16 protein-coding genes are annotated in these 18,352 nt (G+C 32.8%); 11 read left to right on the plus strand and 5 right to left on the minus strand.

The annotated features are described in order from the left end of the window. The first annotated feature begins 125 nt into the window (after positions 1-125). From AB1410_02085 to AB1410_02115, 7 genes are all read left to right on the plus strand, one after another. The gene (locus AB1410_02085) at positions 126-1,280 is read left to right on the plus strand and encodes a multiheme c-type cytochrome (protein MEW6455491.1); all 1,155 of its coding nucleotides are present in this window, start codon (positions 126-128) and stop codon (positions 1,278-1,280) included. A 4-nt stretch (positions 1,281-1,284) separates the two neighbouring features. After that, entirely contained in the window at positions 1,285-1,797 is a 513-nt protein-coding gene (locus tag AB1410_02090) for a cytochrome c3 family protein (protein MEW6455492.1), read from the plus strand. A gap of 9 nt (positions 1,798-1,806) precedes the next feature. Further along, the gene (locus AB1410_02095; GenBank protein MEW6455493.1) at positions 1,807-4,272 is read left to right on the plus strand and encodes a molybdopterin-dependent oxidoreductase; all 2,466 of its coding nucleotides are present in this window, start codon (positions 1,807-1,809) and stop codon (positions 4,270-4,272) included. A 7-nt stretch (positions 4,273-4,279) separates the two neighbouring features. After that, positions 4,280-4,972: a 4Fe-4S dicluster domain-containing protein gene (locus tag AB1410_02100; GenBank protein MEW6455494.1), complete on the plus strand. Its 693-nt coding sequence runs from the start codon at positions 4,280-4,282 to the stop codon at positions 4,970-4,972. Beyond that, a complete protein-coding gene (nrfD, locus tag AB1410_02105; GenBank protein ID MEW6455495.1) occupies positions 4,962-6,323 on the plus strand; it encodes an NrfD/PsrC family molybdoenzyme membrane anchor subunit in 1,362 nt (453 codons plus the stop codon). The genes AB1410_02100 and nrfD overlap by 11 nt, the downstream gene beginning before the upstream one ends. 188 nt (positions 6,324-6,511) lie before the next feature. Continuing rightward, positions 6,512-7,699: a c-type cytochrome gene (locus AB1410_02110; GenBank protein MEW6455496.1), complete on the plus strand. Its 1,188-nt coding sequence runs from the start codon at positions 6,512-6,514 to the stop codon at positions 7,697-7,699. Positions 7,700-7,946: 247 nt separating this feature from the next. Continuing rightward, on the plus strand, positions 7,947-10,265 hold the full coding sequence (locus AB1410_02115) for an LptF/LptG family permease (protein ID MEW6455497.1): 2,319 nt from the start codon (positions 7,947-7,949) through the stop codon (positions 10,263-10,265). 53 nt (positions 10,266-10,318) lie between these two features. Here AB1410_02115 and AB1410_02120 read toward each other — a convergent pair whose 3' ends face one another. The 3 genes from AB1410_02120 to AB1410_02130 all read right to left on the minus strand — a co-directional run bounded on the left by AB1410_02120 (position 10,319) and on the right by AB1410_02130 (position 13,511). Then, positions 10,319-10,804 carry a bifunctional nuclease family protein gene (locus AB1410_02120; GenBank protein ID MEW6455498.1) on the minus strand — a complete coding sequence of 162 codons (486 nt, stop codon included), beginning with the start codon at positions 10,802-10,804 and terminating at the stop codon, positions 10,319-10,321. A 125-nt stretch (positions 10,805-10,929) separates the two neighbouring features. Then, positions 10,930-12,222, minus strand: a complete 1,293-nt coding sequence (locus tag AB1410_02125) for an endonuclease Q family protein (protein MEW6455499.1) — start codon at positions 12,220-12,222, stop codon at positions 10,930-10,932. A gap of 74 nt (positions 12,223-12,296) precedes the next feature. Beyond that, positions 12,297-13,511 (minus strand): class I SAM-dependent rRNA methyltransferase, encoded by a 1,215-nt coding sequence (locus AB1410_02130; GenBank protein MEW6455500.1) that lies wholly within the window; start codon positions 13,509-13,511, stop codon positions 12,297-12,299. 29 nt (positions 13,512-13,540) lie between these two features. Here AB1410_02130 and waaF point away from each other — a divergent pair, with 29 nt between their 5' ends. The 4 genes from waaF to AB1410_02150 are packed head-to-tail and all read left to right on the plus strand — an operon-like array spanning position 13,541 to position 16,087. Continuing rightward, on the plus strand, positions 13,541-14,563 hold the full coding sequence (gene waaF / locus AB1410_02135) for a lipopolysaccharide heptosyltransferase II (GenBank protein ID MEW6455501.1): 1,023 nt from the start codon (positions 13,541-13,543) through the stop codon (positions 14,561-14,563). Between the two features lie 2 nt (positions 14,564-14,565). Continuing rightward, positions 14,566-15,162, plus strand: coding sequence for an HAD family hydrolase (locus AB1410_02140; GenBank protein MEW6455502.1), 597 nt, complete (start codon positions 14,566-14,568; stop codon positions 15,160-15,162). After that, positions 15,159-15,305 carry an RCKP-type rubredoxin-like domain-containing protein gene (locus tag AB1410_02145; GenBank protein MEW6455503.1) on the plus strand — a complete coding sequence of 49 codons (147 nt, stop codon included), beginning with the start codon at positions 15,159-15,161 and terminating at the stop codon, positions 15,303-15,305. Before AB1410_02140 ends, AB1410_02145 begins: the two co-directional genes overlap by 4 nt. Continuing rightward, positions 15,299-16,087, plus strand: a complete 789-nt coding sequence (locus tag AB1410_02150) for a TIGR02757 family protein (GenBank protein MEW6455504.1) — start codon at positions 15,299-15,301, stop codon at positions 16,085-16,087. Before AB1410_02145 ends, AB1410_02150 begins: the two co-directional genes overlap by 7 nt. Positions 16,088-16,091: 4 nt before the next feature. Here the strand turns inward: AB1410_02150 and thiD are convergent, their stop codons facing one another. Further along, on the minus strand, positions 16,092-16,856 hold the full coding sequence (gene thiD / locus AB1410_02155; protein ID MEW6455505.1) for a bifunctional hydroxymethylpyrimidine kinase/phosphomethylpyrimidine kinase: 765 nt from the start codon (positions 16,854-16,856) through the stop codon (positions 16,092-16,094). 1 nt (position 16,857) lies between these two features. Next, positions 16,858-18,285 carry a GDSL-type esterase/lipase family protein gene (locus tag AB1410_02160; protein MEW6455506.1) on the minus strand — a complete coding sequence of 476 codons (1,428 nt, stop codon included), beginning with the start codon at positions 18,283-18,285 and terminating at the stop codon, positions 16,858-16,860. Between the last annotated feature and the right edge of the window lie 67 nt (positions 18,286-18,352).

Here is an 18,352-nt window from a genome sequence, read left to right on the forward strand (position 1 = left end):
ACATTTTGAAAAAAATTTCATACTTTTTTAAAAAAATTTATAAATCAAATTTTACGTTAAAATAAAAATACATTAATTATCAATTACTTAGATATTTGGCATGAACTTTGCTTCATTTTTTATGGATGAAAAAGATAATTATTATATTTCTTTTGATTATTTTTACCTTATTAATTTCGTTTAGAATCACTGCAGAAACAAAAAAATCGCAGTTAAAAAAGGTTAATTTCGAGAACAGCAAAAAATGTGGAGAATGCCATAAAGATATATATAATTATTGGAAAAATTCCCTCCATTCAATGTCAATTACTGACCCGATTTTTGAAGCTTCCTATTTGGAAGCTTACAAAGAGACGGAGGGTAAAGCAAAATATCTATGTGTTGTATGCCATGCTCCGATTGCCGCAATTAGCGAAGATTATGAAATAAAGAAGGATATTTCGAAAGAGGGTATAAATTGTGATTTTTGTCATTCTATAAAAGATATAAATTTGAACCAGAATATCCCATTTATAATTGAGACCGGGAAAATAAAATATGGCCCTCTTTATAATGTTGAATCCCCAGAACATCCAGCCTCATTCTCATCCGTTCATACCACTTCTCTTATCTGTGCTTCATGTCATGAATATAAAAATAATAATGGAGTTCTTATTCTTGGAACATACAGTGAATGGAAAAATGGACCCTACAATAAAGAAGGAGTAATATGTCAAAACTGTCATATGCCAGCAGCTCCCGGATACGCGGTGAAGGAGAGTATAAAGAGACCAACGAAGAAATGGATAAATCTTCATGATATATCTGGCAGTCATTCGATAATTCAATTAAAAAAAGCTGTTTCAATCAGAATCTTGAAGACTGAAAGAGTAAATAATATGGTCTATGTTGAGGTTGTGATGGAGAATGTTGGATCAGGGCATATGATTCCAACAGGAATTCCATCCAGAAAACTAATTTTATACGTCAGTGTTAAAACAAAAAGTATGGAATATCCAAAAATAATTAGAAAAGAGTACTTTAAACTTCTTGTTGATGAAAAGGGAAAAGAAATTCAAAAGGATTATGATTTTTTTTACAGTGCAACAAAAGTTTTGATGGATAACAGGTTAGGTCCAAAGGAAAAAAGAATAGAAAAATTTGAATTTTATAGTATTCCTGAAAATGAAAAAGTAGATGTAAGGGCATGGGTTTCCTATCTTTATTTGCCGAGTATATTTAAAAGTGAAAAAATCGAATTTGAAATGTCATCCGATGAAAAAAAATTAATAAAAAAATAAATGAATGGATATAATAAAGTCATTATTTAAATTAACATTATTGGCTCTATTTTTATTTATAGTGAGTAAGTTCTTTATTTTTAAAAAAGAGGAAGTCTTATTTGAACAGCCGATAAATTTCAATCATTCTATTCATATAAGTCAGGGGATGGGTTGTGAGGATTGCCATCAATATGTGAAAAAAGAGGAATTTGCTGGGATTCCAAATATTGAGACATGTGAATCCTGTCATTCAGACTCGCTTTCAGAAAGCTCAGAAGAAAAAAAACTTATTGATTCTATTAAAGGAAGAAATCCAATTAAATGGGTAAAGGTTAATAATCTTCCAGACCATACATATTTTTCCCATAGAATCCATGTGGTGACTGGAAAAATAAATTGTAGTGAATGCCATGGAAATATGGAAGAAAGAAAAAATGCAGTAAATAAGCCCTACAGGGAGTTTTCAATGAAATGGTGCATTTCATGTCATGTAAAGAAAACGGCAGATGTGGATTGTATTGTCTGTCATAGGTAAAGAAAAAAAATGATGAAGAGGAGAAATTTTATTAAACTTACTGGTAGCACTTTAGCCGGATTAGCCCTTTCAAATTGCGGTAAAAAAGATATTCTAATTAATTTTGTAGAAAGAGAGGATATGTCTTCAAAATGGATTCCTTCAATATGTGACCAGTGTTTTGGTGGATGTGGAGTTTTGGTTAAAGTAAAAAAAGGAAGAGTTATAAATTTAAAAGGAAACCCGTACCACCCAGTCAACAGGGGCGGATTATGTCCTAAAGGTCTGGCGTCTCTTCAATTAATTTACAATCCTGACAGGATTAAGACCCCAATCAAGAAAGTTGGTAATAGATTTTCGAAGGAATGGAAACCAATATCATGGGAGGAGGCAATTGAAATAATTTCAACTAAGTTGAAGGAATTGAGAGAAAGAAAAGAGCCTGAAAAATTTGTAATCCTGGGAAACAGGAATAGAAGCGTGGGAGAGATGTTAATTTCAAGGTTTGCAGAAGCTTATGGAACTCCAAATTATGTTAAAGTCTATCCTCTTTATTTTAATCCTGTTATGAAGGCTAATTATTTAACCCATGGAATAGATGACATTTTTGCTTATGATTTTGAAGAAACAAATTTTATTCTTTCCTTTAGTTCGCACATCCTGGAGGACTGGATATCTCCGGTAAGGGCTATGAATGCTTTTGGATTCATCAGGCAGGGTCGAGAAAAAAGAGCTAAAATTATTCATGTAGAACCGAGATTATCATATACAGGGAATAAAGCTGATGAATGGATCAGGATAAACCCTGGAACCGAAGGTCTTTTTGCATTAGGAATAGCAAATGTTTTAATCAAAGAAGAACTTTATGACAAAGAGTTTATCGAAAATTTCACTTTTGGTTTTTTTGATTGGACAGACGAGAGTGGTGTTGTGCATAAGGGATTTAAAGATTTTGTTACAAAAGAATATTATCTTGATGATATATCTGTAAAGACTGGCGTTTCTGTTGCTGATATAGTAAGGATTGCCAAAGAGTTTGCTGAAACAAAACCTGCTATAGCCATCGTAGATTTGGGAGTTGGAAATTATACAAATAGCCTCTATTCTAATTTCATCATTCATTCATTAAATGCCCTTGTTGGTTCAATAGATAAAAAAGGTGGGGTTGTCGTCCCGAGTGAAATACCCCTTGAGTCATTTCCTTCAGTAACCCATGATAGAACTTCAGAGGAGGGAATTAAAAAACCGAGAATCGATAAAGCGGGAACCGACTTGTTTCCTTTAGCGACAGATGTGGTTAACCAGGTTGCCATTTCAGGGATTAAAGGGGATCCATATGATGTAGAAATTCTGCTCCTTGATAATTTCAACCCCATTTTCTTTGAAAATTTGGATAGTAATTTTAAAAATCTGTTTGAAAAGATTTCATTTATCATCAGCCATTCCACATTTTTAGACGAAAGTTCTGTTTATGCGGATTTAGTGCTCCCCAAGTCTACTTTTTTTGAGAGCTGGCAAGATTGTATAGCATTTCCTTTAGGGAGATATACTGTTTTTAGTGTTGGGCAGCCTGCAGTTGAATCATTTGGAAACATGATGAATTTCTATGACTTGATTATTCATGTTGCAAAGAAGATTGGGGGAAGTGTTGGAGAATCCTTTCTCTGGAGAAATTACAGAGAAGTTCTCGATTTCAGTATCGATGGTATTTTTAAATCTAATTCCGGAACGATAATATCTTATCAGGATGAGGAGAAAGAAATGGCAGAATTAGAGGAAAGGGGCTTCTGGACTTCAAAGTATGAAAATTTAGAGAGGTTTAGAGAGTCATTGTTTAATGAAGGAGCATGGTGTGATTTTGCTTATTATTTCTCAGAATGGTCGAGAGTTTTCAGGACCCCTTCAAAAAAATATGAGTTTTATTCTTTGATTTTAAAAAACAAACTTGAGGAAATATGTAAAAAAAGAGCAGTAAAAAATAAAACTTCAATAAAGTATGAATTGGAAAAACTGTCAGATGAATTAAAAATAAGTCAAAGAGGAGATTTTATTTATCTTCCTCATTTTGAGCCTCCTCGATATGGGGAAAATGAGGTAGATTATCCTTTTCAGTTGAATTTAATAAGGATTTATTCAAATCGTATGACAGGAGATGGAAATCTCCCTTTTCTCCAGGAGATTTCTGGTAATTATATTAACGAAAAATGGGAATCGTGGGCAGAAATTCATCCTGAAATAGCTAAGGAAATGCATATCTCAGACGGAGATTATATATGGGTGGAATCATCAAAGGGCAGAATTAAAGTAAAGGCAAGGTTTTTTGAAGGGACTTTAAAGGAAGTTATAAGTATTCCGGTAGAATTTGGACATAAAAATTATGGAAGATGGGCTGATGGGATAGGGAGTAATGTTTTTAAAATAATTAACTATGATTACGACTATGTATCAGGTTCAATGGTGTTTTTAACAACAAGAGTAAAAGTTTATAAATCGTGAAGGTAAAATGACAAGATGGGGAATGGTAATTGACCTTGATAGATGTACTGCCTGCGGTGCATGCGTTGTTGCATGTAAAATTGAAAATAATGTGCCATTTTCATCACCTGATGAAGCTTCAAAGGGAAGAGCAATTTCCTGGATGGAGATTATCTCGGTAAAAGAGAAAGAATCAAACGGGTTTAAAATCAGTTTTTTGCCGAGACTTTGCTTTCACTGTGAAAACCCGCCATGTATTAGAGTATGTCCAGTAGGAGCCACTTACAAGAATAAAGAAGGACTTGTAACCCAAATCTATCCAAGGTGCATTGGTTGCAGATATTGTGCTAACGCGTGTCCATATACTGCTAAATATTTTAATTGGTATGAGCCTGAATGGCCAGAAGATATGAAAAAATCTCTTAATCCTGATGTCTCCATAAGGACAAAGGGAGTGATAGAAAAATGTACCTTTTGTTATCACAGATTGGTAAAAGCAAAAGAAAAAGCAAGGGTTGAAAACAAAGATTTAAATAATATCGAATATGTTCCGGCATGCGTCGAGATATGCCCTTCCAATGCCATGTATTTCGGTGATTTAGACGATCCCCTTTCTGAAGTTGCAATACTTTCAAGAAGTGAAAGGGCATTCAGATTACTGGAAGAATTGGGAACCGAACCCAAGGTAATATACTTAAAGGAGATAAAGAATGAAAGATAGAGATGAGGAAATTTTACTTTCTCCAATTGTTCGTACAGGGAAGAAATTTTATTTATTCATCTTTTTCCTCGCCGTGTTAGTGTTTATTGGGTATTTTGGATGGGCTTATCAATTAAAATATGGACTTGGTGTTACTGGACTGAATAGGCCTGTATTCTGGGGACTTTATATCACAAACTTTGTTTTCTTCATAGGAATAAGCCATTCGGGAACTCTCATTTCTGCAATTTTAAGAATTTCAAAATCCGAATGGAGAAGGGCAATCACAAGGTCTGCAGAAGTTATAACAGTAATTGTTCTTTATATCGGCACTTTCAACATAATTTTAGATTTGGGAAGACCTGATAGAGCATGGAATGTTATAAAAAATGGAGTATTTGAAGGAAGGATCTATTCGCCATTATTGTGGGATGTTTTTGCAATTGCCACTTATATAATTGCAAGTACAGTTTATCTCTATCTGCCATTAATTCCAGACATTGCCATAATGAGAGATCGAATCTCAAAAAGAAAATGGTTTTACAGGATTCTCTCTTTAGGATGGAATGGAAACGATAAGCAAAAAAGAAGACTTGAGGTGGCCATTTCAATAATGGCTGTCCTTGTAATTCCTATCGCTGTTTCTGTTCATACAGTTGTTTCATGGGTATTTGCGATGACAATCCAGCCGATGTGGCATAGTACAATTTTCGGACCTTATTTTGTGGTTGGTGCCATATTTTCAGGAATTGCAGCCATAATTATTGCAATGGCAATATTAAGGAAAGTATACCATCTTGAGGAATATATCAAAGCAATACATTTTAACAATCTTGGAATACTTCTTCTGGTTATGGTTCTTCTCTGGTTTTATTTCACATTTGCTGAGTACCTTACCACTTTCTATGGGAATGAGCCAATGGAAATGGCTGTTTTTTATTCAAGATTAATCGGAAAGTATGCCCCTTATTTCTGGATTATGGTAATTTCAAATTTCATAGTCCCGTTTATAATTTTAAGCAATAAAAAAACAAGGACAATTTCAGGAACAGTAATAGCATCGATTTCAGTTGTTTTAGGAATGTGGCTTGAGAGATTTACGATTGTTGTACCCACTCTTGTGAACCCGAGGCTTCCTTACGAACAGGGTATATACATACCAACCTGGGTGGAGTTATTTCTAATGATAGGTTGCTTTGCGTGGTTTATTCTATTCTATGTTATATTTTCAAAGCTTTTTCCGATTGTTTCCATATGGGAGGTTAAGGAAGGAAGGGAAAAAATGCTAGAGGAGGCTGGGGAGAGAATGAAAGATTATCTTCCTGGACCTTCAGGAGGTGTTAAATCCAAAAAAGATTTAATGCAAAAATGAATTAAATAAAATGACATGTAGGGCAAGGCTTTAGCCTTGCATTAAGCAACGCCCGAATCAACCCATGAAACAAGCTCAGGGCATGGTTCGGGGCAGGCCCTGAAGGGCTGCCCTACAAATTATTTATTGTTTTTATATTAGATTATTTTTTGGAAGATGATTTTTTGAATTAATTTTGAGGAGATAAAATGAAAAGAATAGAAATAATATTATTACTGAATTTAATTTTATTCTATTATATTTCAGGATCAGGAAACGAGGAATTATTGATTGAAAATCCTCTGGAAGGCAGGAAAATATTTTTGAATAAGGGATGCTCAAAATGTCATTCGACCTGGGGAATTGGAGGTAAATTGGGACCTGATTTGAGCAAAATGGAAGAAAAGAAAAACATCCTCAAATTGGCTGGGGCTTTATGGAATCATTCTCCTCAGATGATAGAAAAGATGAAAGAAATGGGAGTTGAAAGACCTTTAATTTCAGGGGAGGAAATGTCCAAGCTCGGTTCTTATTTATACTTTCTTGATTATTTTGGAAAGTATGGAGAATATTTTAAGGGAAAAGAAACATTTTATAGTAAAGGATGTGCTAATTGCCATTCTGCAGGGGGAAAAGGAGGAAGAGTTGGCAAAAATCTTGATGATTATAGTAAGATTGGCTCACCAATAATTTTCATTCAAAACATGTGGAATAACGCATTGAAGATGAATGAGAAGTTAAGAAAGTATGGGATAGAGAGACATAAGATTCATAAAGATGACATATATAGTATTTTAGCCTATATAAGGGGGGTTTCCCTTAACAAAAGTAATTTCAAAATTTATGAAAAGCCGGGAAATCCTGTTAAAGGAAAGAATTTATTGAAGGAAAAAAGATGCCTTGAATGTCATTCTGTCAAAGGAAATGGGAGTCTGTCAGCCTCAGACTTTTCTAAATTAAATCTGAATAAAAATGCCGTTGAGGTAGCTTCATCAATGTGGAATACATGGCCTGATTTTATAAAAATGCTTAGAGAAAAAAGCCTTCCTTACATTTATTTTAAAGAGAATGAGTTAGCAGATATAACAGCTTATCTATATTTTGTAAAATATATCAATTTTGAAGGGAACCCAAGAAAAGGGGAGATAATTTTTGAGCAGAAAAAATGCAATGTGTGTCATTCGTTAAAAAAAGAAGATAATGAATTTCCAGGTCCTAATCTTACAGAGACAAATTTTATTTCATCTCCTTCTGAATGGGCATCTGCAATGTGGAATCATGCTCCAGCTATGGAGGAAAGTGTAAAGAGAATCCATGTCCCATGGCCTAAATTTGAGGGAAATGAAATGATAGACCTATGGGAGTTCATCCGCTCCAATACAGTAAAACGTAAATAGACACCAATAAAGCATTATTTATCCAGACAACCCTACCCTGAGATTCTGTGTCAAAGCTTTGGCTAATGAGGCTTTCTTGTCTTTTAAGGATTTTTCTTTTATTTTTACAAATGATTAGTAAACTTTTTGGAATTTTATGATATTTTGGAAGCAAGTAAAGTTTTGTTAATGAGAATTTAATTTTACTTGCTTGTCGCTTAATTATAACAATTGGATTAATAATGTATAGTTGTTGTATACTTTTTACATGATTTTTAGAATTTTTGATAAATATATTCTAAAAGAAATAATCCCGCCTTTTTTAATTGGATTAATTGTTTATTCATTTACGATGCTCATGAATAACATTCTTGAGTTAACAGAACTTCTTATAAGTAAAGGAGCTTCTATCTCTCTTGTTTTAAAATTAATGGGTCTTTTTATACCGGGAATAATTGCATTTACTCTCCCCATGTCCACATTAATGGGTATTCTTGCTGGATTAAGTAGACTTTCAACTGATTGGGAGGTAATGGCTTTTAAATCACTCGGAATAAGTCTTATAAGATTTTTAAGACCGATACTTGCATTTTCAGTGGTTATATGGCTTTTAACCTTTTATATTGCGTCGATTGTTGCACCAAAGTCGAATTATAAATTAGTAGAAGTTCTCTATAACACAATAATTTCTCAAACTAAAGCGGAGATTGCTCCAGGAGAATTTAATGAAAAGATTTCAAATTGGGTAATATATATCCAGAATGAATCAAACGATATCTGGAAAAATATTTTTATAACAGTAGAAGATGAACCAGAAGAATCAAAATTAGTAATTTCAAAAGGAGGAACCATAAACATTAATAAAAAAGAGAAAAAGGCTTCCTTTGAATTTTTTAATGGGATTGTTCATACATATTCTTTAAAGGAGCCTGAAAAATATAGCACCACAAAATTTTATAGGTCTTCAGAGCCTTTAGACCCTGATACATTGTTTCCTCCACTGAGAATTCAGAAAAGAGTTAGAGAAAAGGACATATTTGAACTTCTATTTGATGTGAAAAAATTTATTCCTCATTCAAATCAATGGAATTCCCATCAGGTTGAAATACATAAAAAGATTGCCCTTCCTTTTGCCTGCATAATATTTTCTATTTTAGGACTACCCCTTGGTATTTCCACAAAAAAAGGAGGTAGAACGAGTGGATTTGCTATAAGCCTTGGTTTTATTATCGTATACTACATTATTATAACAGCGGGAGAAAATTTAGCGATGGATGGAAAGGTCTCTCCATTTTTGGGGATGTGGGGGGCTAATATTATATTTGGATTTATAGGTTCTTATTTGTTTTTAAGAAGCTATTTGGAAAAACCAGGAATTCCATATGAATTATTTTCAAGAAAAAAAGTTAAGCTCGGGATGAGGGAGGAAAAAAAAGAATTTAGAAAGAGAGAAGGCATAGTTACAATAAGATTGCTTCTTCCAAGATTTATAGTTAGATTCCCAAATATTATCGATAGATACATAATAAAAAAACATGTAAAAATATTTTTATTAAGTTTTTTGAGTCTTAGCTTTATTTTTGTCCTGATAACATTTTTTGAACTTCTTGACGATATTTTTGAACATAAAAGATCCATTTCATTTCTTTTTCAATATGTATGGTTCTATTTTCCTCAAATTACTTATTGGGTATTGCCGATAAGTATTCTCATGAGTACTCTTCTCACATTTGGAATATTATCTAAAACTAATGAAATAACTGCGATAAAAGCGAGTGGAATAAGCCTTTACAGAATCTCTGTTCCGGTTTTATTAATTTCTGTATTTTTTAGTATATTTTTGTTTTTTTTGCAGGAGAATCTCCTTCCACACTCAAATAAAAGAGCTGATGAATTAAAACAGTATATAAGAGGAGTTGATGTTCCTCAAACGTACATGAGAATCGATAGAAGATGGATGATGAGTAGAGACAGAAATCGAATATTTCATTATAAATATTTTGACCCTCACAAGAAAGTGTTCAGCGAAATTTCAATTTTTAATTTAGATAAAAACGATTTTTCATTAAAAAGCAGGTATTTTGGAGTAAAAGGATATTTAGGAAATGGATATATTGAACTTGAAAATGCCTGGATTAGAGAATTTGATGAAGAGAAGTTAATTTCATTTGACAAAAAAAATACTGTAAAAGTAAGGGTAGAGGAAGATAGTTCATATTTTATAAAGGAATGGAAAGAGCCTGATCAGATGAATCACAAGGAATTAAAGAATTATATTAAAGATTTGAGAGAAGCAGGATTTGATACCATAAAATTTCAAATTGACTTAAACTTTAAAATAGCATTTCCTTTTGTTCCCTTTATAATGAGTTTGATTGCGGTTCCGTTCTCATTTTCAATGGGAAAAAGAGGGGCTCTTTATGGAATAGGAATAAGTATATTTATTGGAATTATTTACTGGGGCTTTTTAGGAATTTTTAAAAACCTTGGTTACATTGCTCTTCTTTCACCATTTATATCTGCCTGGGGAGCTAACTTATTATTTGGATTTTTAGGGTTATATTTATTCTTTTACATAAAAACTTAATGTGCTGTCCCATAAATATCTTCAATTACAAATAGCTTCTTATGAAGCACATTTTACATCTTATATTTTCCAAGATCTTCAGGCCTCAATTTTTCCAACCACTTTTGTAATTTTTCTAAATCTCCAAGGCCTCCTTCTAATTCAGTGGTATGGGCTCTCATTAAAACTTCTTCTTTTACAAATATGGGTGCATTAACTCTGAGAGCAATGGCTATTGCATCAGAAGGCCTTGAATCTATTTTAAATATTTCATTATCTTTTTGTATATATATATTGGCGAAAAAAGTATTATCTCTAATATCACTAACTACTATTTTCTTTATTTTGGCATTCAGTTCCTGGAGAAAGTTTTTTATTAAATCATGGGTCATCGGCCGGGGGGTTTCAACTCTCTCTAATTTTAGAGCGATAGCATTTGCTTCGAAAACCCCAATCCATATTGGAAGAAGCTTTGTTCCCTCAATGTTTTTTAAAATAATAACAGGCATATTGTTAATAGGATCTACTATTAAACCTTTAACTTCCATCAGGATTTCCATTCTTCCCTCCTATTTCACTTAGAATATAGATATAATTTTTTATTTTGTCAAGGCAACCACCATTTTATATTTATTAATTTTTTAAAGAGGCCAACCATCCTCTTCGCAAAATTTTATTTGTTTCCTTAAAAAAGCTTTAGCTGGGCTTCTTCAGCTTTCTGTTCTTCTTTTCTCTCAAAAAGAGAGATCTTTCCATATACTCCGTCAAATCCTGGAAATATGCTGACTTTCCCCTCTCTCATATTCGAGATTCCTTGAGAGATTCTTTCCGATGTTGATTTTTCAAGAGAAGATATAGGGACATTGTTTAATACATTAAATTCATTTCCATAAATATTTATTAATCTGAAGTATTCTTCATAAACTGCTGGAGATTCGCTTGATTTTTCCATTGCTTCTCCTATTATTTCATTCAGGGGAATTAAATTTTTATAAGGTATTACTCCCTCGGGTAAATAATTTTCTTCTCTATCTGCAAGAGCTTCAACTCGATGCATTACTCCTATGGTTAATTTCCTGCTACAAACAGGGCACAAAAGATTTTTTTTGATACTTTCTTTAGGAGAAAGACAAACTTTACAATTTTTATGTCCATCGTAATGATACTTTCCCTCCTCTGGGAAAAATTCTATCGTGTAAAGAAATTTTTTTGGATTTTTCAATTTTATTGCTTCCCTTACTCCCTGATATGAGAATTCTGTATCAAAAAGGTTCATCTCCCTTCCAATTTTCGAAGGAGAATGAGCATCTGAGTTTGAAGTGAGAGTAAATCTATCGAGGGATGAAAGTCTCCAGTTCATGGAAGGGTCTGAAGAAAGCCCTGTCTCTAAGACAAATATTTCATCGCTAATGTCTTCAAAACATTCCTCAATCGAATCAAATCCTGAATTGGCTCCAAAAAGAGAGAACCATGGAGTCCATATATGGGCTGGAATTACAATGCTTCTGGGAGAAATTGATAGGATTATACTGAGAAAGTTTTTAGCATCCATGCCGAGCATAGGTCTTCCATCTGAGCTCAGTTTCCCATAGTTTTCTATTTTTTTATTTATTAATTCAGCAGTCAGTAAATCCGGGACTAACACAATAATATGAATCCTTCTTACCTGGCCGTTTTTTGAATAGATGAAACTCAATTCTCCTGAGATAATAAAGTTTACATCATCCACTGAAAAAGAAATCTGTCTTAAAAAGGGGTTATCTATTTTACCTGGGTCTTTCAATTTTAAAAACCCATTTTCTAAGGGTTCAAGTTTTTCTTTTATTAGATAAGACCATTCAGGATGGGTAAAGTCTCCTGTGGCAATTAAAGATATTCCTTTTATTTTGGCCCAACGGGCTATGATTTCCAGCTCCATCTCTTTGGAGGTGGCCCTTGAAAATTTTGAATGGATGTGAAGGTCAGCTAAAAATTTCATCAGGTCTCAAAACGAAATTTATTTAAAAACTAATTTTATAAACTTAAAATTTTTTATTCAACATAATTTTATTTTTAATTTAAAGCTTCTAAAAAAAAGCTTTTTAAATAAAGAGTTTCTGGAATCTGAAGTATCCATGGATGGTCTTCGGGTTGATACGTTTGGGTGATAATCCTTATTCTTCTGCCTGAATCAGAGGATGCCAGTCTTATCATTTCAAGCAGTATAGAGGGAGATACATGGTATGAGCATGAAGAGATAAGACATTTACCACCTTTCTTTAACGAAAGAAATGAATTATAGGCTAATTTCCAGTAAGCCCATTTGCCTTTTTCAACTTCTCCTTTGGATTTTATAATTCCCGGCGGATCTATTACGATGAAATCAAATTTTTTTCCGCTTCTTGAAACATCCTCTAAAAAGTCATAGGCATTTTTGGTTACAAATTCTATTTTATTTTCGACTTTATTTATTCTTGCATTTTCTTTTGCAATTTCTACGTATTCCGGTTCAATTTCAACCATGGTAACAGTGGCACCTTTTTTCGCGCTGAAAACGGAAAAAGCTCCTGTATAGCTGAAAAGATCGAGTACAGTATTACCTTCCTCAATTAAATTTTCAAAAAAAAATCTATTATCTCTCTGATCCATGTAAAATCCTGTTTTTGCTCCCTTTTTAACATCAACGATAAAACTTGAATTTCTTTCCGTTATTAAAACTCTATCAGGTGTTTTTAAATACAATTCACCATCAATGGGCTCTAATTTTTCTTCTTTTCTAAAATCTCCTTCAGATCTCTCATAAATACTCAATGGTGAAAATACATCATTTATTACATCGATTAAAACAGATTTTATTAAATCAATTGTTTTAATTCGACTCTGGATTACAAAATGACTTCCATATCGGTCAAGAATCAGACCTGGAAATGCATCACTTTCAGAATTAATTATTCTAATCGAATTAGTATTTTTAATGGATTTTCTAATAGTAAGAGCATCATTTATTTTTCTTTTAATTGTGGCTTTATCAAGTTGTTCATCCTGATCGTAGAAAAATATTCTGACAGGGATATGGCTATTGCCGTTGAATGAACCTTTAGCCAAGAAATTATTATTATGATCATATACAGAAATTATTTCTCCATCTTTTGGATTTCCGGAAATTTTTCTTATTTCATCCCTGTAAATCCACAGGTAATAATTTTTTATCTTTTTTTCCACTCCTTTTTTAACAATTACCTTCTTTTCCATCACAAAAAATATATAAGCATTTGATTTTTTTGACAATACATCTTCATGAAATTAAAATTAAAACTATGAAAATTGTGGTAAGAGCTCCTAACTGGATTGGAGATGCAGTAATGAGCATTCCTTCGATTAAAAGTCTAAAAAAAAATTTCTCGAATGATAAAATTTACATTGCAGCTGATAAATGGGTTGCAGGCATATTTGAAGGAGTTCCATATATAGAAGGAATTTTAGAATTTGAGAGGGGAGGAAGAATAAAAAATATTTTTTCTAATGCAAAATACCTCAAAAAATTTAAGTTTGACCTTGGTTTATTATTTACAAATTCTTTCAGGACTTCTTTGGAGTTTTTTATTGCTGGAATATCAGAGATATGGGGATACAGATCTGACGGAAGAAGTTTATTGCTGACTAAAGGAATTAAGAAACCAAAAGCCCCCTTCTCAAAGCATCATGTTTATTATTACATGGATTTATTAACCAAGCTCAATCTTGAGGTAGATGAACCAAAACTTGAAATGTATTTGAGTGAAGAGGATTTAAGAAGAACTGAAGAAATTTTTAAATTAAAAGGAGCAGAAGAGAACACTCTTAAAATTGGCATAAACCCTGGTGCTTATTATGGAAAAGCAAAGAGATGGGTTACGGAAAATTATGGAATTCTTGCAAATTTATTACAAAAAAAATTCGACTCGATGATTTTCATCTTTGGGTCTAAAGAAGAAGTTCCATTGTCAGAGGAAATTGCAAAATCAATGGACATAAAACCAGTAATTTTGGCTGGTGAGACTTCTCTAAGGGAACTCATTTCGTTGATTTCCCGGATGGATTTGTTTATTACAAACGATTCAGGTCCAATGCATATTGCAAACGCTTTCAGGATACCAATCATTGCTATATTTGGCCCTACAAATCCTGCCTCAACCGCTCCTTTACATCAGCCTTATAAAGTTATCAGGAAAGAGCTTTCATGTTCTCCATGCAAATACAGAGAGTGCCCTGTAGACCATCTATGTATGAAAGAAATAAGCGTGTGGGAAGTTTTTAAAGCTGCAGAAGAGCTTCTTTCTCAGGAAAAAGGAATTAATTAGCTATGAAAAAAATAGCTGTTTTTTTGGATAGAGATGGAACAATAAATGAGGATGTTGGATATCCTAATTCCTTCGATAAGATCAAAATTTTCCCTGAAAGCTTTCAGGCAATAAAATTAATCAACAATGCAGGGTTCCTATCGATTGTTGTTTCAAACCAGGCAGGTGTGGCAATGGGCATCATAAAGGAAGAAGATTTGATTGAAATTCATAAGAAGATGGGAGAGATTTTTTTGAATAATAGGGTAAGAATCGATGCTTTCTATTACTGTCCATTCCATCCAGATTATCCATACACCAAAGATGGAAAAAAGGATCTGGAGTGTAGAAAACCAAATACTGGGATGGCATTGCAGGCTCAAAAAGATTTTGGAATTGATTTGAAGGAATCCTTTATGGTAGGAGATAAGGTTGAAGATATATTATTTGGTAAGAATATAGGAGCAAAATGTATTCTTGTCCTTACTGGTTATGGGATGGAAAGTCTGAATAGATTGAAGGAATCAGGAATAGAGCCGGATTTTGTGGCTGAAAATGTCCTTGATGGTGTAAAATGGATTTTGAATAATTTTAATAAAAAAAATAGGAGGAAAAGATGAGTATTTGGAGCTGTTCTGCTTGCGGGCATCAAAAAGATGCCAGATGCAAGCCAAAAAAATGTCCTGAATGTGGAGCGATTAATTCGTTTTTGAAAAAAGAGGAGAAGAAACAGGGAGCAAAAAAATCAGGTAAAAAGTGTTAATCGATGATAGAAGAATATTAAATCTAAGGAAAAAATTAGATAGGTTATACAAAGAATTTAACAAAAAAAAATATATTGAAACAGACCCTGTTAAATTCGTTCACAGGTATTCTGAGCCGGAAAATCAGGAAATTGTTGGTTTTATAGTTTCTTCCCTTTCATATGGCAATGTAAAGAATATATTTTCTTCCTGCGAGAGAGTTTTGAAAGTTATTAGCGTAAATCCTTATAATTTTTTCATGAAATCTAAATCCTTTAACAACATTATTGATAGTTTTGTTCATCGTTTTACAAAGTTAAACGAGATTGAAAATTTTTTCATTTTATTAAGCATAGCACTGAAAAAATATGGGAGATTGAAAACTTTTTTCCTGGATTGCTATAGAGAAGGTCAACCATTTAGGGATTCTCTTGATTTATTTGCCAAGAAATTTTCTCAAGGAGATATTTCAAGAATTGGGAGTCTCCTCCCCGATCCTGTAAAAGGAAGCGCATGTAAAAGATTGAACATGTTTCTCAGATGGATGGTGAGAAAAGACGACATAGATGTTGGGATCTGGAACGAAATTCCTAAAAATAAATTAATTTATCCAATTGATGTTCATGTAGCAAAAATTTCAAGGATGTTGAAGTTCACGGAAAGAAAATCAAATGATTGGAAGACCGCTCAGGAGATAACTGAAAATTTTAGAAGAATAAACCCTGATGACCCTTTGAAATATGATTTTACCCTCACAAGGATTGGAATTTTAAATAAAGAAATTTCAGAGTATTTTCTGTAAAAAATTATCTAAAAAATTCCTGGCCCTTTCCAATTCTTTCTGATTCTTTCATCTGCTCGGAAACATACTTTTTTGCTCTATCAATTGCATGATGCCAGGTATATCCTTTTGTCTTGAGGGCTAAGATAGAAGACGAAAGGATGCAGCCTGTTCCGTGTACTTCTTTTTTAATCTTTTCTCCAGAGAATAGATAAAATTTATTACCATCAAAAAATATATCCCAATTTTCTTTCTTTAGATGACCACCCTTGACAAGAATTTTTGTAGAATATCTTTTATAGAATTGGAGTATTGAAGCTTTAAGCTCACTGAGGTTTAAATTTTTTATTTTCAATATTTTCATTGCCTCAAAAAGATTTGGGGTAACAATGGAAACAAGAGGGAAAAGCTCATTCTTCATAATTTCTATTTGCTCATCGTCAAGAAATTTTATGCCATGGGAAGCTTTAATAATTGGGTCGAGAACTATAGTTTCAAACTTTCTCTTTTTTAAAAAATTTATAATCCATTGGAGGTTTTTCTTTGATCCGATGATTCCAATTTTAATTCCATGAATTTTTAAATCTTCTGCAAGGACTCTGATTTGTTTTTCAATCGTTAAAGGAGGAAGCGGATCCATTGATTTTGCAAATTTTGAATTCTGGGAAACTATAGAAGTCACCACACCGACACCATAGAATCCAAAAGCTTTAAAAGTTTTTATGTCTGCAATTACACCAGCTCCACTAGTTGGGTCATAACCAGCTATTGATAAAAGTACCTTTCTCATATTAATTATTGTTAGAATAATTCCAGAATGGGGGTTTGTAGGAGATTTCTTCTGAAAAATCACTTTCGTTATTTAATGTATCAACAGCTTTTAAAGAAAAGTAATATGTTTTCCCAGGAAGCAAAGATATATTATATGAAGTTGTTTTTCCAAGGAGTACTTTAATGATGTATTTTTTTGAAGAAAATCCTACGTACAATGAATATCCAAGCAAATCGCTATCATAGTTTGGATTCCATTTTAAGTTGATTGAAGTGGATTTTTTAGTGGAAGAGGAAATTCTCAATCCTGATGGAGGAAATGGCCCTAATTTTTTTATAGATTCAAACCAGGTTTTTGCCATTAATTCATATCCTTTTTCATTGGGATGAGATCTATCTGAGTAAAGGGATCTCCAGCCTCCATATTCATCTGGATACGAATAAAACGCTGTAAACTGGTCTACAAATGGAATGGATAATTCATCTGAGAGTTTTTTTATTTTTTCCTTAAGTTGAATCACTAAGAAATTCTGATATTCGTAATCAAAAGCTTTGGGGATGATTGAAGCGATTAGCGGTCTTGTTCCAAGATTCAAACATTTTTTAAGGATTTCTTTTAAATTGAATGTGATATTATCTATGGAGTAGCCAAGAGTTACATCATTTGTCCCTTCCAGCAGAAGAAAATATCCTGATCTATCTTTGTTTAAAACAGCATCGATTCTGCTCAATCCATGAATTGTATCTTCTCCTGGGATTCCTCTGTTCAATACGGTAGAGCTTCCTAAATTTTGAAGCAAGAAATTCTGTAGTCTTGGAATATAACCTTTTTCCGGAAAAAATCCATCTCCGAATGTTCCATAAGTTATACTATCCCCAAATGCAATGTACTCATTCGGGTCAATAAAGAACTCAAAACTTTTTTTAGATTTATTTTCTTCAGTTTCATGGTCATATATTGAATCTTCTGATGTTGTTTTACTTAAATATCTTTCGTTTAAATTTTTTATGTATAATTTATTATTTCTTCCTTTTGGGAAATATAGAATCTTTATGGTTCCATCAGAGGTAAATGCCTTAAAAAGAATTGTTTTTTCCTGAAATGGAATTATGTCCAGTTCACTTTGTTCTGAATTTAATTTTTTTATTGAAATTGATGTTTTTCCATTTGAAATTTTTTCCCAGATGACAAACATTTCTCCATTTACATTCAACAGTTGAGGATTCCTATCCTGAAATTCATTGGATGACATTTTTATGGAGTTTTCTTGATGCACCATGGAAGCATCAAGACATTTTGCGTATATTTCCCAGTCATTTCCATCATACTGAGTATATGAAACCCATATTTTAGAAGCGCCATCTTTTTCGCATGAGAAGTCAAGAATAGGGGAACATCCTATCGGAATTTTCAAATAAAGAAATTCTTTGATTGATTTTTTCTTCAAGGTCCACCATTAAGCTACCTCCCGGCAATAAACGGACAAATCATTCTCTATCTTCCACAGTAATTTA

This window comes from Acidobacteriota bacterium (assembly GCA_040756905.1).
Lineage (GTDB): Bacteria > Acidobacteriota > Aminicenantia > JBFLYD01 > JBFLYD01 > JBFLYD01.

What these genes read in the sequence shown, in the direction of transcription:
- AB1410_02095 (MEW6455493.1), top strand. Translation starts at nt 1,807, where the DNA reads ATGATGAAGAGGAGAAATTTTATTAAACTTACTGGTAGCACTTTAGCC.
- AB1410_02110 (MEW6455496.1), top strand. Translation starts at nt 6,512, where the DNA reads ATGAAAAGAATAGAAATAATATTATTACTGAATTTAATTTTATTCTAT.
- waaF (MEW6455501.1), top strand. Translation starts at nt 13,541, where the DNA reads ATGAAAATTGTGGTAAGAGCTCCTAACTGGATTGGAGATGCAGTAATG.
- AB1410_02115 (MEW6455497.1), top strand. Translation starts at nt 7,947, where the DNA reads ATGATTTTTAGAATTTTTGATAAATATATTCTAAAAGAAATAATCCCG.
- AB1410_02100 (MEW6455494.1), top strand. Translation starts at nt 4,280, where the DNA reads ATGACAAGATGGGGAATGGTAATTGACCTTGATAGATGTACTGCCTGC.
- thiD (MEW6455505.1), bottom strand. Translation starts at nt 16,856, where the DNA reads ATGAGAAAGGTACTTTTATCAATAGCTGGTTATGACCCAACTAGTGGA.
- AB1410_02090 (MEW6455492.1), top strand. Translation starts at nt 1,285, where the DNA reads ATGGATATAATAAAGTCATTATTTAAATTAACATTATTGGCTCTATTT.
- AB1410_02085 (MEW6455491.1), top strand. Translation starts at nt 126, where the DNA reads ATGAAAAAGATAATTATTATATTTCTTTTGATTATTTTTACCTTATTA.
- AB1410_02145 (MEW6455503.1), top strand. Translation starts at nt 15,159, where the DNA reads ATGAGTATTTGGAGCTGTTCTGCTTGCGGGCATCAAAAAGATGCCAGA.
- AB1410_02125 (MEW6455499.1), bottom strand. Translation starts at nt 12,222, where the DNA reads ATGAAATTTTTAGCTGACCTTCACATCCATTCAAAATTTTCAAGGGCC.
- nrfD (MEW6455495.1), top strand. Translation starts at nt 4,962, where the DNA reads ATGAAAGATAGAGATGAGGAAATTTTACTTTCTCCAATTGTTCGTACA.
- AB1410_02140 (MEW6455502.1), top strand. Translation starts at nt 14,566, where the DNA reads ATGAAAAAAATAGCTGTTTTTTTGGATAGAGATGGAACAATAAATGAG.
- AB1410_02120 (MEW6455498.1), bottom strand. Translation starts at nt 10,804, where the DNA reads ATGGAAATCCTGATGGAAGTTAAAGGTTTAATAGTAGATCCTATTAAC.